Genomic DNA, 15,807 nt, shown 5'->3' on the forward strand with positions numbered 1-15,807 from the left:
TGAAGCTGCTCGTTTGATTGTTAAACGAGCAGCTTTTTGTGGGAATTAAGGCTTAAATAATTTAAACCAGCCTTTATGTTTAAAGATAGTAAGCATAGCGATTACAACAATAATCATAATACCGAGGACAATAAAATAGCTGTATTGTCCATGTAGCTCAGGCATATTATCAAAGTTCATCCCATAAACACCTGCAATAAAGGTTAGTGGAATGAAGATCGTTGAGACGATTGTTAGAGTCATCATTATGCCGTTCATGCGGCTTGAGCTCATAGCCATATAACTATCTCGCATATCTGCTGTCAGCTCTCGATTGGATTCAACCATTTCTGTCAGTTTTAAAAGATGGTCGTATATATCTCCAAAATAAGCTCTTTCAGATTTGTTCAATGAAAAGCGGTAAGAATTAAGTACTCGATATAAAAGGTCTCGCATCGGTAAAATGGCACGCCGCAAATCGAGCAAATCACTACGAAACTCGAAGACAATCTTCATGGCATTTACATTGCTTTGGTATGTAAGCTCGCCTTCAAGTGCATTTAAATGATCTTCAATTTTATAAACAAGTGGAAAATAACTATCAACGATTTTATCAATGGTTTGATACGTTAAGTAGACTGTGCCACGTTCCCAGTTTTTTGGCTGGCTTTCTAACATCTTTTGTACCTTTTCAATTTCGGGAACGGGGTTCTTATGGAATGTCACAATATACTTATTCGAGGCAAAAATATTAACCTCTTCTGCAGCTAAGGTCAGCTCGTTTAATCGATGAATGACGAAAAAATGGAAATCGTCATAAAAATCCAGTTTAGGTCGTTGTAATCGCATTAAGCAATCTTCAATAGCTAGTGGGTGAAAATGAAAAAATGAATCTAGCAAAGATTCTTCCTCTGCAGTAGGGCAATTAAAATCGACCCAGTACCATTCGAATTCTTGTTGATGTATCGATTCCAAAGGGAAATCTTTTAGTAATTGTTGTTTTTTTGTAATGCCAATGGTGCTTATCACAGCTTTCACCTCAAAGTATTTACTACAAAATAAATTTAATGTTCTTCTTTAAAGCATACCCATCCACCAAACAAAGTAGTGGCAAAAAATCGAGCAGGTTTTATAAAACCTACTTCTTGTAATAAAGTTAAAATCGCTTCCTCGGGCATAAATGACAGGGCCCGGATGGATTTTTCCATTTCTGCAACATCAGCTACGGAAAGCTTTGTATGTTGGAGCCAATAGGAACGCCATAAATCGAATTGCAGTTCCGTTTCAATAGTACCAGGTTGACCGTATTTCGAAACTAGGACAAACGGTGCGCCAGGTTGTAAATGGTTCCAAATTTCTTTCAAGGTCGATAGCTTATCTTCATAGCTTTGAATAAAATGAAGGACGAGTACACAACTAGCTGCATCATATTTTATAGCAGGTAGATGGGTATCCAGCAATGTTCCTTGATAGAACGACAGATCATTCGGTAAAGATTGGAGACGCTCCTTTGCTATTTCGAGCATGGATTCTGACGGATCAATACCAGTAAATGACCAATGTGGTCTTCCATCTGCTAGCTGCAATATTTCATTGCCACTACCTGCACCAACAACCAATATATCCGCATGCTCATGTAATGTGGAACGATAAAAAGTTTGTATTAAACGAAGCATTGCATCATAGCTTGGTAGAGTACGGCGAATCCCCTTTTCATATTCATTTGCTAATATGTGGTTGAATTCCATTTCTCATCACGACCTTTCAAAATTTTTTTAAAAAACTCACTTTAAACTGAAACTATTACGGGTATAGTTCCGTAAATAGTAGTACATAAAACGATAGATAACGTATAAAGAAAGGGTTGATATATATGGAGAGTAAATGGTCTAAAGTAATCATACACGCAAGTTCGTTTTTTGCGCCATGGTTAGTTCCCATTATCTTCTTTTTAATTAGTTCGGATGAGGAAGTGAAGGCAATTTCTATTCAAGCTATTCTTTTCCAACTTGTCATGGCAATTTTACTTGCTGTTTCTGGATTCTTAAGCATTTTCATTATTGGCATTCCATTTTTAATTGTTTTTGGGATTATGCTATTTGTAGTACCAATTATAGGTATTGTCAAAGCATTAACTGACGAGCCTTGGCGTTATCCGATTGTAGGTCGTTGGGTATAATTTTTATAGACGCAAGTATATGCTAGTTGCATATGCTTGCGTTTTTTCTATGGATAAAAAGGGTACATTAGGTGTAGGAAGCAAAATGATATGCTTGATACCCACTAATTAGTGCTATTTTCTACGCTTGAATATCGTTTTTTAGCCTTTTCATTTTTCTCTAGGCGAAATCATTGCAATTATTTTCAAGCGTTTTGTATAATATACTCAAAGAAAGTCAAAGATAGTCAAAGTCAGTGAAGCAAGCGAGGTGTATTCCTAAAATGCGTAATATATCAGACATCATAGAAGGTTACTTAAAGCAAGTACTTGAATTAGGTGGAGAAGGACATATTGAAATAAAACGTAGTGAAATTGCAGACAAATTTCAATGTGTACCATCACAAATAAATTATGTCATTAATACAAGATTTACCGCCGAGCGAGGTTACCTTGTGGAGAGCAAGCGAGGTGGTGGTGGATACATTCGAATTTTACGTGTCCGCGCGAATTCACAGATTGATCTAATCGACGATGTTCTCCGGCATATTGAAGGTGGAGCATCGCAAACAATGGCAGAAGATTTAGTATATCGACTTATCGATGAGCAGGTAATTTCAAAGCGAGAAGCGAAATTAATGTTAGCAGCAATTGATCGCTCAACAATCGATTTACATCTCCCTCTAAGAGATATAATTCGTGCAAAAATATTGCGGGCGATGCTGACAACTATAAAATACGAGCAACAGAAATAGTGAGGTGATGGAAATGATATGTGAACATTGTAAACAACGTAATGCGACAGTTACTGTAACACAAGTTCAAAATGGGCAAAAGGTGGAGCACCATTATTGTGACGTCTGCGCCTCACAATTCCATCCATTTCATGCAGAGTTTAAACAAGAGCCAGTTTCCATACAACAGTTATTATCAAACTGGTTTGGCTCACCTACATGGCAAAAGGTAGGAGAAAAACAACAAACACAGCCACAACAGCAAACATGCCCACAATGTGAATTTACGTATAAGCAATTTTTAAAAGAAGGTAAGTTTGGTTGCCCAAGCTGTTATGACACTTTTAGTGAGCATTTACCTAAGCTCTTTAACCGCATACAGGCGGGCCCCCAACATATTGGGAAAATGCCAGGTGCCCATAGCAATGTGTATGTCATTAAAAAGCAAATAGAGGATATCCGTAAACGCATGAAGTTCGCTGTAGATGAAGAACAATTCGAAGAGGCAGCAAAGCTTCGAGATGAAGTCAAAGAGCTTGAGAAGCAGTTACAATTTGAAGGTGGTGATGTGTCTTGATGATTGAATCGTTTTTAGAGCGTGCGACACCTACTTGGATGCGTATTGAAGACGACTATTCTGATATTGTCATTAGTACACGAATTCGCCTTGCTCGAAATTTAGATGGCTATCGTTTTCCACTATCGTTTTCAGAGAACGAGGCTTTACAGGTGGAACAGGCAGTTACACATGCAGTAAGCGATAGTCCAACCCTTCAAAATGATTATGCATATTTTGCTATCAATGATCTAACACCTTTACAACGTCAAATTCTTGTAGAAAAGCATTTGATTAGTCCGCAGCTTGCCAAAAAAGAACAGGTGGGCTCCGTGCTTCTGTCACAAGATGAATCCGTGAGTATTATGGTGAATGAAGAGGATCATTTACGCATTCAATGTATGACAGCGAGTTTCCAGCTTCAAAATGCCTATGAACAAGCGAATAAGATTGACCGTATTCTAGAGAAGGTCTTACCTTATGCTTTTCGAGATACGTTTGGCTATTTAACAAGCTGTCCTACAAATATTGGTACTGGGCTACGAGCATCTGTGATGATGCATTTACCTGCTCTTACGTTAACGGGACAGATGAATCAAATTATAAATGCGATGACACGCTTAGGTATGACCGTAAGAGGTATATATGGTGAAGGAAGCGAAAATTTAGGAAATGTTTATCAAGTGTCCAATCAAATTACTCTCGGAAAGACAGAGGAAGATATTTTAGCAGATATACAAAGTGTTGCTGAAAAAATTATACAAAAAGAACGGCATGCAAGAGGTAGATTGATGGAAAAAGCCGAGCTGGCTTTAGAAGATCGAGTTTATCGAGCTTTAGGTACCCTTACGTATGCAAGAATTTTAACGAGTGAGGAAGCGGCTACCTGTCTTTCGAATGTTCGTTTAGGAGTCGACCTACAGTTGATTGACGGTATACTCGCAACAACTTTAAATGAGTGTGTCGTCAGTATGCAACCAGGTTTTTTACAGCATTATGCAGGTGAGGCATTACCGCCTGCTGAACGTGATCGTGTACGAGCTGAAATGCTTCGTGAGGCATTATTTCAAACACACACGAATAAGCCTAATAATGGGGAAAAAGGAGAGGATTTATATGATGTTTAATCGTTTTACACAACGCGCGCAAAAAGTATTACAGCTTGCTCAGGAAGAGGCTATTCGTTGGAAGCACGAATCCATAGGCACAGAGCACATTTTATTAGGGCTTATACGTGAAGGCGGCGGTATTGCTGCAAAAGCGTTAGAAGCTATTGATATTAGTCCTCAAATGATTGAAGCTGGTATTGAAGAATTAGTCGGTAAAGGGAAAGAAGATGTTGGTCCAATAGTTCACTATACGCCTCGAGCGAAAAAAGTAATTGAACTATCGGTGGACGAATCACGTAAATTAGGTCATTCGTATATCGGTACAGAACATTTACTATTAGCACTTATCCGTGAAGGTGAGGGTGTAGCAGCTCGCGTCTTAAATAATGCAGGTGTAGGCTTAAATAAAGCTCGTCAGCAAGTTTTATTATTATTAGGAAATAATGATAACGCGCAGTCTGGTCAACAAGCGGCACAAGCGGCGAATACCCCAACATTAGATAGTTTAGCCCGTGATTTAACGCAAATTGCCCGTGAAGGTACGTTAGATCCTGTTATTGGTCGAAGCAAGGAAATTACACGTGTTATCGAAGTGTTATCGCGTCGTACAAAAAATAACCCTGTCCTAATTGGTGAGCCAGGTGTTGGTAAAACAGCTATTGCTGAAGGGTTAGCACAGCAAATTATTAATAATGAAGTACCAGAAATTCTTCGCGACAAACGAGTGATGACGCTTGATATGGGAACTGTCGTTGCAGGTACAAAATATCGTGGTGAATTTGAGGACCGTTTGAAAAAAGTAATGGATGAAATTCGACAAGCCGGCAATATCATTTTATTTATTGATGAATTGCATACTTTAATCGGTGCAGGTGGTGCAGAAGGTGCGATTGACGCATCTAATATTTTAAAACCGTCCTTAGCACGAGGGGAGCTTCAATGTATCGGTGCGACAACGCTTGATGAATATCGTAAATATATTGAAAAAGATGCAGCATTAGAGCGTCGTTTCCAACCGATCCAAGTGGATGAACCAACGGTGGAAGAAGCTATTCTCATTATTCAAGGTTTACGTGACCGCTATGAAGCACATCACCGAGTGAAAATTACAGATGAAGCAATTGAGGCAGCGGCAAAAATGGGTGATCGATATATTTCAGACCGCTTCTTACCAGATAAAGCAATCGACCTTATCGATGAAGCGGGTTCAAAGGTTCGCTTACGTTCATTCGCAGTGCCACCAAACTTAAAGGCACTTGAAGATAAGCTTGAAAATGTTCGCTCGGAAAAGAACGCTGCTGTTTCAGGTCAAGAGTTTGAAAAGGCTGCAGCACTTAGAGATACTGAGCAAAAGCTTAAAGATGAGATTGAAGCTACACGCAAGAATTGGAAAGAAGAGCAAGGCAAGGCCGAGTCCAAAGTGACTGTTGATGATGTTGCAGCAGTTGTATCGATGTGGACAGGAATTCCTGTAGCTAAAATCGCTTCTGAAGAATCTTCGAAATTATTACAACTTGAAGAAGAGCTACACAAACGCGTTGTAGGTCAAGGCGAAGCGGTAGAAGCTATTTCACGTGCGATCCGTCGTGCAAGAGCGGGCCTTAAAGATCCAAAACGACCAATCGGTTCATTTATTTTCTTAGGACCTACAGGGGTTGGTAAAACAGAGCTTGCAAGAGCACTGGCTGAAGTGATGTTTGGCGACGAAGATGCTATGATTCGTGTCGATATGTCTGAGTACATGGAGAAACATTCGACTTCTCGTTTAGTAGGTTCGCCTCCAGGCTATGTAGGCTTTGACGATGGTGGTCAATTGACTGAAAAAGTCCGTCGTAAACCATATTCTGTTGTATTACTAGATGAAATTGAAAAAGCACACCCTGATGTTTTCAATATTCTACTGCAAGTTCTTGAAGATGGACGATTAACGGACTCTAAGGGTCGTGTAGTAGACTTCCGCAATACAGTAGTCATTATGACTTCAAATGTTGGCGCGGATGCACTTAAATATCAAAAAAGTCTTGGTTTTAATGTTGGTGGCGCAGATTCTAAACATAACGATATGAAGAGTACGATGCTAGAAGAATTGAAAAAAGCATTCCGCCCAGAATTCTTAAACCGTATCGATGAAATGATTGTCTTCCATTCATTAGAAAAAGAGCATTTAAAAGAAATCATTGCGATGATGGGGAATGCTCTAACAAAACGTTTGAAAGAACAAGATATTTCACTAGAATTAACCGATGCAGCGCTTGAAAAAATCGCACAGGAGGGCTATGACCCTCAATACGGTGCACGTCCACTACGTCGAGCATTACAAAAACAAGTGGAAGACCGCTTATCAGAAGAATTACTAAAAGGTAATGTGGAGAAGGGTAATCATGTTGTCATTGATTATGTAAACGATGAATTTATTGTGAAGAAAAAAGAGGGCGTTTCTATCTCTAAATAATTTCGAACGAAAGACAGTGAGGCATTAAGTGCCAAGCTGTCTTTTTTTTTGTACAATTAATATAAGAACAAATATTCGAGGTGAAAGAAAATTGGCAAAGAAAAAAACGAAATTTGTATGTTCAGGCTGTGGCTATGAATCAGCAAAATGGATGGGAAGATGTCCAGGGTGTGGGGAATGGAATAAGATGGTGGAGGAAGTAGAAGTGGTTGCGAAAGGACCACGTGGGGCTTTCCAGCATTCTGCCACTGTTACTCAAAAGGCAATCCCTATCATTCAGGTGGAAGCTAGTGAAGAGTCCCGTGTAGCGACAGAAATGGGCGAGCTGAACCGTGTATTAGGCGGTGGTATTGTGCCTGGCTCTCTAGTATTAATAGGCGGTGATCCAGGGATTGGGAAATCCACTTTATTACTACAAGTTTCAGCCTTGCTTTCTAATAAAGGTCATCGTGTGCTGTATATTTCTGGTGAGGAATCTATCCGTCAAACGAAGCTACGTGCGGAGCGTTTGGGGGTAATTTCGCAAGAGCTGTATATTTATTCTGAAACAAATCTTGAGTTTTTGAATCAAACGATTGAGGAAGTACAGCCGAAATTTGTCATTGTCGATTCCATACAAACCGTCTTTCATCCAGAGGTAACAAGTGCGCCAGGTAGTGTCTCACAGGTCCGTGAGTGTACAGCTGAGCTTATGCGAATTGCTAAGACAAAAGGAATTGCGATCTTCTTAGTTGGGCATGTTACGAAAGAGGGGCAAATAGCAGGGCCTCGTATTTTAGAGCATATGGTGGATACAGTCCTGTATTTTGAAGGGGAAAGACATCATAATCATCGTATTTTACGAAGTCAAAAGAACCGCTTCGGTTCTACAAATGAAATTGCTATATTTGAAATGCTACAGGGTGGGCTAAAAGAGGTTTTGAACCCATCTGAGCTGTTTTTACAGGAGCGTTCACAAGGAGCTGCGGGCTCCACGATTGTTGCCTCAATGGAGGGAACAAGGCCAATACTCGTTGAAATCCAGTCACTCGTAACGCCTACCAGCTTTAATTACCCTAAGCGGATGGCAACAGGGGTTGATCAAAATAGAGTGCAATTACTGATGGCCGTACTTGAAAAGCGTATGGGTCTCATGCTACAAGCGCAGGATGCATATATTAAAGTTGCTGGTGGTGTAAAATTGGACGAACCTGCCATCGATTTAGCTGTTCTGACAAGCATCGTTTCTAGCTTTAAGGATCAGGCTGTGCGAGCAACGGATTGCTTTGTTGGTGAGGTAGGTCTGACAGGAGAGGTGCGTCGAGTATCCCGTATTGAGCAACGTGTCATTGAAGCAGCGAAGCTTGGTTTTAAAAGAGTATTCATACCTACTTCCAATATAGGTGGATGGGATTTTCCACAAGGGATTGAAATTATCGGGGTAGAAACGATAAAGGATGCATTAAATGCCTGCTTTAGAGAGTTATAGGAAAAACCATGCATGTTGGATATTATTCTGACATGCATTTCCTTCAGTTTTGACGGAAAAAGAGGAAACTCAAGTAAAGGGATAGGCGTCCTAGTTAATGCATGGTGAAGGTGTAATGGAAAATAGAGATTAAATAATGATAATTTGATGGGCTGATGAAGGATTTTCTACAGTAAACTATGTATAATCTTAACTAACAATAGGAGGTGACAGCTTGTGAAAAAATTTGTTCAAATTGCTTTTTTACTGATTGGAGGAGCGTTGGGCCTTGTTTTCTTACCGCCATTATACGAATTGCTTCATTTATCATCTAATCCTTGGCTTGATAATCCTTACGTATCAGTAGCATTAGGAGCGCTTTTACTGTTTACATTGTCATTTGCGTTTTCCGATTATTTTGTGAAGCTCATTAGTTGGATGGAAGAGGTCCTGTTTAAGGTCCCTGTCGGAGATTTATTATTCGGTACGCTTGGCCTAATAATAGGGCTAATTGTAGCGTATTTCTTAGGCTTTGCTATTAATAGTGTAAAGGTCCCCTTTGTTACAGAGGTACTCCCTATTATCCTGTCATTTGTATTAGGATATTTAGGCTTCCGTCTAGGTTTTAGAAAAAGGGATGAATTAATACAGCTTTTTACTTTACGTAGTAATCATACGAAGAAAAAAGCTGCTGAGGGTGCTGAAATTCCAGAAGTGCGAGGAAGTTACAAATTATTAGATACAAGTGTCATTATTGATGGTCGTATCGCAGATATTTCTGAAACAGGATTCATCGAAGGGGTTCTTGTGGTGCCTCAGTTTGTCCTTACAGAGCTTCAGCATATTGCCGATTCCTCTGATACATTAAAGCGTACAAGAGGACGTCGAGGTTTAGATATATTAAGAAAGTTACAGGATGAACGTAAGACAAATGTAGAGATTACAGATGAGGATTTTGAGGATGTGCAAGAGGTAGATTTAAAACTTGTACGACTGGCAAAAAAAATGGGTAACGATACTCAAATTGTCACAAATGATTTTAACCTTAATAAAGTCTGTGAGCTACATCATGTGAAAGTATTAAATATAAATGACTTAGCGAATGCCGTAAAACCTGTCGTAATTCCAGGTGAAGATATGCAGGTGGTAGTCATTAAGGATGGGAAAGAGCATAATCAAGGGGTCGCTTATTTAGACGATGGTACGATGATTGTTGTGGAGGGCGGTCGTAGCTTTATAGGACAGGCCATAACAGTAACAGTAACGAGTGTATTGCAGACGTCAGCAGGTCGTATGATATTTGCGAAGCCGAAGGACGATTAGGATGTGAAAAAATGCAGTATGAAGTAGTTTTACCTGCCGCAGGAAGCGGTAAACGTATGGGGGCAGGACAAAATAAATTATTTTTAAAACTTTTAAAGAAGCCTATACTGATACACACATTAGAGGTATTTCAACAAGATCCCTTTTGCACAGGTATTTGGCTCGCGGTAAAACCGGAGGAGCGTATCTATATTCAAGAATTGCTCGATGAATATCGCATTACGAAAGTCAAAGGTTTACCTGATGGTGGTGCTGAACGACAGCATTCTGTACATTCATGTATGAAGGAAATGCAACAGGTAGACATTGTGCTTGTTCATGATGCGGCACGGCCTTTTATTACACATGATATTATTGCAAAACTTGTTCAAAGTGCCCACGACTTTGGTGCAGCTATAGCAGGTGTCCGAGCGAAAGATACAATGAAAAAAGTTAGAAATGGTGTCATTGAGGAAACGGTAGATCGCGACAGCCTATGGATGATTCAAACGCCGCAAGCCTTTCGGTTTGATTTAATTGTTGAGGCAGAGGATGTTGCTGAAAAAGTAGGTTTTCTTGGTACCGATGAAGCGATGCTAGTCGAGCGTCTGGGTCACACGGTGCATATTGTAGAAAGCAGCTACGAAAATGTAAAAATGACAACGCAAGAGGATTTACTATTCGGAGAAGCTATTTTACGAAAACGCGCATTGCAACTAAACGAATAGTTAGTAGTTTAAACATCTCATTAGTGATAGTTGCTAATGAGATTTTATATTGATGTAGCAAGAAATGACGAAGAGGATATGCTTTTTTTTAGCTGTCGTTCAAATGTCTGTTGTAATAATGGCGCGCGATATCAATGTGAATAAGGATTTATAGCTTGAAAAAACTAGAAGCAATCACACCTAGGTGGTAAGGTGTAATAGATCTAACGGTACAAGAAAATGCTCACTATTTGCTATCAGCTCAATTTCCTAGGAAATATGTTAAAATGTGAGGGTATAATAGTGAGTAAATAGATAATAGTGAAGGAAGGTGAATGAGACTGCATTATAGGCAAACTAGGAGCAATAAAATCCACATGTATTGCTAACGTAGTCTCTCTATCATATGTTTCGAATTGGACAAGGTTTTGATGTACATGCATTTGAAGAAGGGCGTCCATTAATTATCGGTGGTATTACTATTCCACATGAAAAAGGATTAGTTGGACATTCAGATGCAGATGTTTTATTACACACAGTGACAGATGCAGCGCTAGGAGCAATTGGAGAAGGAGATATTGGACGTCATTTTCCAGATACAGATCCAGCTTTTAAGGACGCGGATTCAGCCAAATTATTAGAATACATTTGGAAAATTGTTGAGGATAAAGGATATATTCTAGGGAATGTGGATTGTACAATTATGGCTCAACGACCAAAAATGGCACCATATATTGAGCAAATGCAAAATCGTATTGCACAATTATTACATGCTGAGCCGTCACAGGTAAATGTCAAAGCGACTACAACTGAACGTCTAGGTTTTACTGGTCGTGAGGAAGGTATAGCAGCGATGGCAACGATTCTTTTGATGAAGAAGTAAATGTGAGTGAACTCCGCTTTTATTTCCAGTTACAGAGTGGTAAAATGAACAAAGTCAATTTTGATCGAAAATTTAGGAGGCTTTTAATATGACGAAAGAAGTTCGCGTTCGTTACGCGCCATCTCCAACAGGTTTTTTACATATCGGTGGGGCACGTACAGCATTATTCAATTATTTATATGCAAAACATCATAACGGTAAATTCATTGTACGTATTGAAGATACGGATATTGAACGTAATGTAGAGGGTGGAGAAGCATCTCAGCTAGATAACCTAAAATGGTTAGGTATTGAATATGATGAGTCCATTGATATTGGTGGACCTTATGCGCCTTATCGTCAAATGGAGCGTCTTGATATTTATAAAGAGCACGCTGAAAAGCTATTAGAGCAAGGTGCAGCCTATAAATGCTTCTGTTCTTCAGAAAAACTGGAAGCATCTCGTGAGGAACAAAAAGCAAGAGGTGTAGCAGCTCCTACTTATGATGGTACATGCCGTCATCTATCTACTGAGGAAGTTGCTGCTAAAGAAGCAGCAGGTGAGCCATACACAATTCGTATGCGCGTACCAGAAAATGTGACGTATGATTTTGAAGATTTAGTCCGTGGACAAGTTACATTTGAATCTAAAGACATTGGTGACTGGGTAATTGTAAAAGCAAACGGAATTCCAACGTATAACTATGCTGTAGTTCTAGATGATCACTTCATGGAAATTTCCCATGTTTTCCGTGGTGAAGAGCATTTATCTAATACGCCAAAACAAATGATGATTTTTGATGCATTTGGTTGGGAGTATCCACGCTTCGGCCATATGACATTAATTATTAATGAAAACCGTAAAAAGCTATCAAAACGTGATGAATCCATTATTCAATTTGTCACTCAGTATAAGGATTTAGGGTATCTTCCAGAAGCAATGTTCAACTTCTTTGCTTTACTTGGCTGGTCTCCAGAAGGGGAAGAGGAAATTTTCTCTAAAGAAGAATTTATTAAAATCTTTGATGAAAAGCGTCTTTCTAAATCACCATCTATGTTCGATAAACAAAAGTTGACATGGATGAATAATCAATATATTAAAAAACTATCTTTAGAAGAAGTGGTTGCTTTATCTTTACCACATTTACAAAAAGCTGGACTCTTACCAGAGGAACTTACAGCGGAGCAACATGCATGGGCAACGGATTTAATTGGGCTTTACCATGACCAAATGAGCTTTGGTTCAGAGATTGTTGAATTATCTAGCCTATTCTTTAAAGACCATATTGAATATGATGAAGAAGCCAAAGCTGTTTTAGCAGGAGAACAAGTACCTGAGGTAATGGCTGCATTCAAGACGCAACTTGAAGAATTAGAAGAATTTACGCCAGATGCAGTAAAAGCAGCTATAAAAGCTGTGCAGAAAACAACAGGTCATAAAGGTAAAAATTTATTTATGCCAATCCGTGTTGTCACAACGGGTGAAACACATGGACCTGAGCTCCCAAATGCAATTTGCTTAATTGGTAAAGAGAAAGCAATTGATCGTGTAGAAAAATTTGCGCAATAAATAGAAATTCATTGACAATTGATTCGTTCGTTGTAAAATGTATTTACATTGGTAAAGCGTTGATAAGGAGAAGTAAGTGGCGCATGCTCTAAAGAGAGGACCATCACCGGCTGAAAGTGGTCTGAGTCTAGGCAAAACTGAAATGCACCTTTGAGCATAAAGCTGAACTATAGTAGGCTTTATCGATTCGTTCTCGTTAAAGAACGTCCAGAGTGGGAGGCTGTTTGCCTTCAATCAGAGTGGAACCACGCAAATTCAAGCGTCTCTGTCATTCCTTTTAGGGATGATAGGGGCGTTTTTTATTTTATCTTCATTCATTGATGAAGAGGGATGCATTTCAAACAAACATGCCACATCATCTTAGGCAGAGAATTCTAAAGAAAATTGACAACAGTGACAACTCTGTGTGAAGGATTTCTAGGAATTTGAGCAAGACCAACATAAAAAGGGGGAGTTTTTGTGTTTAAAAGGATGAAAGAAGATGTGGAAACCATTTTTGAGAATGATCCAGCAGCGCGTAGTGTTTTTGAAGTGATACTAACATATTCCGGTTTGCATGCCACATGGGCACATCGAGTGGCTCATTGGTTCTTTAAAAAACGTTTTTATTTCATGGCTCGTGCCATTTCACAAATAAGCCGCTTTTTTACTGGTATTGAAATTCATCCTGGCGCGAAAATTGGCCGCCGTTTTTTTATCGACCATGGAATGGGTGTAGTCATTGGTGAGACATGTGAAATTGGTGATAACGTTACATTGTATCAAGGTGTAACTCTAGGGGGTACAGGGAAAGAAAAGGGGAAACGCCACCCTACATTAGAGGATAATGTCCTTGTAGCAACAGGTGCTAAAGTATTAGGTTCTATTACAGTTGGCGAGAATAGTAAGATTGGTGCGGGATCAGTTGTTTTAAAAGAGGTGCCGCCAAATGCCACCGTGGTCGGTATACCTGGTAAAATAGTGATTAAGGATGGAGTTCGTCTAGAGAAAAAACTAGATCATCAAAATATACCTGATCCTGTGGAAGATCGCTGTCAAGCTTTTGAGAAGCAGATCATTGAATTAAAGCAAGAAATTGAACGCTTACAAAAGGAGAGAGAGACACAATGAGTATTCAAATTTTCAACTCATTAACACGACAAAAAGAAACCTTCGTGCCGCTAGAAGAAGGCAAAGTGAAAATGTATGTCTGCGGTCCTACCGTTTATAACTATATCCATATAGGGAATTCACGTCCTGTTATAGTTTATGACACAGTACGCCGCTATTTCCAATATAAAGGCTATGATGTAAAGTTTGTATCCAACTTTACGGATGTAGACGATAAAATTATTAAGGCTGCCAATGAGCTTGGTGAAGAAGTGCATGAGTTAACAGAGCGCTTTATTGCTGCGTACTTTGAAGATGTTACTGCATTAGGGTGCAAAAAGGCGGATGTTCACCCACGCGTTACGGAGCATATGACTGATATCATTCAGTTTATCCAAATCTTAATTGAAAAAGGCTATGCTTATGAGTCAGCAGGTGATGTATATTACCGAACGCGCAAGTTTAATGGCTATGGTAAATTATCACATCAATCAGTAGATGATTTAAAAATCGGTGCACGTATTGAAGCTGGCGAGAAAAAAGACGATGCATTGGATTTTGCTTTATGGAAGGCAGCGAAGTCAGGAGAAATTTTCTGGGAAAGTCCTTGGGGCAATGGCCGTCCAGGATGGCATATTGAATGTTCTGTAATGGCTCGTGAGCATTTAGGAGATACTATTGATATTCACGCTGGCGGACAGGATTTAACTTTCCCCCACCACGAAAATGAAATTGCACAATCAGAAGCTCATAATGATAAAACATTTGCACGTTATTGGATGCATAATGGTTATATTAATATTGATAATGAAAAGATGTCTAAATCTCTTGGGAATTTTATTCTGGTGAATGATATTCGTAAACAAATTGATCCACAAGTTCTACGGTTCTTTATGTTATCTGTACATTATCGCCATCCCATTAATTTTGCGAAGGATTTAGTAGAGGCAGCTGCAGCTGGCTTAGAGCGCATTCGTACAGCCTACAACAATGTGAAGCATCGCCTTACGACTACTGTCAGCTTAGGCGATCACTCAGATGAGTGGCTTAATAAAATTACTGAACAAAAAGCGCAATTTGAAGAGGCAATGGATGATGATTTTAATACTGCTAACGGAATTTCGGTATTATTTGAGTTAGCTCGTATTGCTAATATTTATTTAAACGAAACGAATACTTGCAAGAAAGTACTAGAAACTTTTATTGAAACTTTTGAAGTACTAGGTGACGTCTTAGGTATTAAATTTGCAAAAGAAGAGGAATTATTAGACGAAGAAATTGATGCATTACTACAAGAACGTGTAGAGGCACGTAAAAATCGTGATTTTGCTCGTTCTGATGAGATTCGTGACCATTTGCAAGCCCAAGGTATCATTTTAGAAGATACGCGACAAGGAACTAGATGGAAACGAGGGTAATTAAGTTGGATAAACTTCGCAATGAAGATGTTAAGCAATTAAATGCGTTGGCGTTAGCCTATATGGGTGACGCCGTATTGGAGCAAAAGATACGAGAACACTTACTACGTTCAGGTCGAGTTAAACCGAATACACTTCATCGAGAGGCAACACGTTACGTTTCGGCAAAAGCACAATCTATGATTGTTCATCGTATGATGGATGAGAATTATTTAACAGAGGAGGAGTTGGCAGTGTTCCGCCGGGGACGTAATGCCAAGTCCGGCTCTGTACCAAAAAATACAGATGTTCAAACTTATCGAAATAGCTCAGGCTTTGAGGCGGTACTTGGTAGTTTATATTTATTAAATGAACTTGAACGCGTCTATGAAATCATCGCATATGCTATTCAAATCATCGAGGAATCGAAAGGAGTGTAGAATTA

Annotated in this window: 15 protein-coding genes and 1 other annotated feature; of the genes, 13 read left to right on the forward strand and 2 right to left on the reverse strand. The window is 39.3% G+C overall.

Annotated elements, in window-relative coordinates; genetic code table 11:
- Positions 1–45 precede the first annotated feature (45 nt).
- Together corA and PI85_RS17135 are read right to left on the reverse strand one after the other, a co-directional pair.
- Positions 46–1,008 carry a magnesium/cobalt transporter CorA gene (gene corA / locus PI85_RS17130; protein ID WP_036121660.1) on the reverse strand — a complete coding sequence of 321 codons (963 nt, stop codon included), beginning with the start codon at positions 1,006–1,008 and terminating at the stop codon, positions 46–48.
- A gap of 35 nt (positions 1,009–1,043) precedes the next feature.
- Positions 1,044–1,727 (reverse strand): class I SAM-dependent methyltransferase, encoded by a 684-nt coding sequence (locus PI85_RS17135; protein WP_036121658.1) that lies wholly within the window; start codon positions 1,725–1,727, stop codon positions 1,044–1,046.
- Between the two features lie 125 nt (positions 1,728–1,852).
- Between PI85_RS17135 and PI85_RS17140 the strand changes: the two genes are divergently transcribed.
- The 13 genes from PI85_RS17140 to PI85_RS17200 all read left to right on the forward strand — a co-directional run bounded on the left by PI85_RS17140 (position 1,853) and on the right by PI85_RS17200 (position 15,802).
- On the forward strand, positions 1,853–2,158 hold the full coding sequence (locus PI85_RS17140) for a DUF4870 domain-containing protein (protein WP_036121655.1): 306 nt from the start codon (positions 1,853–1,855) through the stop codon (positions 2,156–2,158).
- A gap of 263 nt (positions 2,159–2,421) precedes the next feature.
- Positions 2,422–2,892 (forward strand): CtsR family transcriptional regulator, encoded by a 471-nt coding sequence (locus PI85_RS17145; protein WP_031416734.1) that lies wholly within the window; start codon positions 2,422–2,424, stop codon positions 2,890–2,892.
- Positions 2,893–2,905: 13 nt separating this feature from the next.
- Positions 2,906–3,448, forward strand: coding sequence for a UvrB/UvrC motif-containing protein (locus PI85_RS17150; protein ID WP_025116467.1), 543 nt, complete (start codon positions 2,906–2,908; stop codon positions 3,446–3,448).
- Positions 3,445–4,554, forward strand: a complete 1,110-nt coding sequence (locus PI85_RS17155) for a protein arginine kinase (protein ID WP_036121652.1) — start codon at positions 3,445–3,447, stop codon at positions 4,552–4,554. Before PI85_RS17150 ends, PI85_RS17155 begins: the two co-directional genes overlap by 4 nt.
- Entirely contained in the window at positions 4,544–6,988 is a 2,445-nt protein-coding gene (locus PI85_RS17160; protein ID WP_008180611.1) for an ATP-dependent Clp protease ATP-binding subunit, read from the forward strand. Before PI85_RS17155 ends, PI85_RS17160 begins: the two co-directional genes overlap by 11 nt.
- 91 nt (positions 6,989–7,079) lie before the next feature.
- A complete protein-coding gene (radA, locus tag PI85_RS17165; RefSeq protein WP_036121649.1) occupies positions 7,080–8,456 on the forward strand; it encodes a DNA repair protein RadA in 1,377 nt (458 codons plus the stop codon).
- 216 nt (positions 8,457–8,672) lie between these two features.
- Positions 8,673–9,758, forward strand: coding sequence for a PIN/TRAM domain-containing protein (locus PI85_RS17170; protein ID WP_036121647.1), 1,086 nt, complete (start codon positions 8,673–8,675; stop codon positions 9,756–9,758).
- Positions 9,759–9,769: 11 nt separating this feature from the next.
- A complete protein-coding gene (ispD, locus tag PI85_RS17175) occupies positions 9,770–10,465 on the forward strand; it encodes a 2-C-methyl-D-erythritol 4-phosphate cytidylyltransferase (RefSeq protein ID WP_036121646.1) in 696 nt (231 codons plus the stop codon).
- A 385-nt stretch (positions 10,466–10,850) separates the two neighbouring features.
- Complete coding sequence (ispF, locus tag PI85_RS17180; protein ID WP_036121644.1) at positions 10,851–11,327, forward strand: 2-C-methyl-D-erythritol 2,4-cyclodiphosphate synthase; 477 nt, start codon at positions 10,851–10,853, stop codon at positions 11,325–11,327.
- Positions 11,328–11,415: 88 nt separating this feature from the next.
- Positions 11,416–12,876, forward strand: coding sequence for a glutamate--tRNA ligase (gene gltX, locus PI85_RS17185; protein WP_036121641.1), 1,461 nt, complete (start codon positions 11,416–11,418; stop codon positions 12,874–12,876).
- A 50-nt stretch (positions 12,877–12,926) separates the two neighbouring features.
- Positions 12,927–13,146 (forward strand) — a binding site (T-box leader).
- A gap of 189 nt (positions 13,147–13,335) precedes the next feature.
- On the forward strand, positions 13,336–13,986 hold the full coding sequence (gene epsC / locus PI85_RS17190; RefSeq protein ID WP_036121638.1) for a serine O-acetyltransferase EpsC: 651 nt from the start codon (positions 13,336–13,338) through the stop codon (positions 13,984–13,986).
- Complete coding sequence (gene cysS / locus PI85_RS17195) at positions 13,983–15,383, forward strand: cysteine--tRNA ligase (protein ID WP_036121635.1); 1,401 nt, start codon at positions 13,983–13,985, stop codon at positions 15,381–15,383. Before epsC ends, cysS begins: the two co-directional genes overlap by 4 nt.
- Positions 15,368–15,802: a Mini-ribonuclease 3 gene (locus PI85_RS17200; protein ID WP_080695233.1), complete on the forward strand. Its 435-nt coding sequence runs from the start codon at positions 15,368–15,370 to the stop codon at positions 15,800–15,802. The genes cysS and PI85_RS17200 overlap by 16 nt, the downstream gene beginning before the upstream one ends.
- Positions 15,803–15,807: the final 5 nt, after the last annotated feature.

The organism is Lysinibacillus sp. A1 (assembly GCF_000801965.1).
GTDB lineage: Bacteria > Bacillota > Bacilli > Bacillales_A > Planococcaceae > Lysinibacillus > Lysinibacillus fusiformis.

Coding starts and splice junctions, on each gene's coding strand:
- PI85_RS17140 (WP_036121655.1), top strand. CDS start 1,853: ATGGAGAGTAAATGGTCTAAAGTAATCATACACGCAAGTTCGTTTTTT.
- PI85_RS17150 (WP_025116467.1), top strand. CDS start 2,906: ATGATATGTGAACATTGTAAACAACGTAATGCGACAGTTACTGTAACA.
- PI85_RS17160 (WP_008180611.1), top strand. CDS start 4,544: ATGATGTTTAATCGTTTTACACAACGCGCGCAAAAAGTATTACAGCTT.
- PI85_RS17135 (WP_036121658.1), bottom strand. CDS start 1,727: ATGGAATTCAACCACATATTAGCAAATGAATATGAAAAGGGGATTCGC.
- gltX (WP_036121641.1), top strand. CDS start 11,416: ATGACGAAAGAAGTTCGCGTTCGTTACGCGCCATCTCCAACAGGTTTT.
- ispF (WP_036121644.1), top strand. CDS start 10,851: ATGTTTCGAATTGGACAAGGTTTTGATGTACATGCATTTGAAGAAGGG.
- ispD (WP_036121646.1), top strand. CDS start 9,770: ATGCAGTATGAAGTAGTTTTACCTGCCGCAGGAAGCGGTAAACGTATG.
- cysS (WP_036121635.1), top strand. CDS start 13,983: ATGAGTATTCAAATTTTCAACTCATTAACACGACAAAAAGAAACCTTC.
- PI85_RS17200 (WP_080695233.1), top strand. CDS start 15,368: ATGGAAACGAGGGTAATTAAGTTGGATAAACTTCGCAATGAAGATGTT.
- PI85_RS17145 (WP_031416734.1), top strand. CDS start 2,422: ATGCGTAATATATCAGACATCATAGAAGGTTACTTAAAGCAAGTACTT.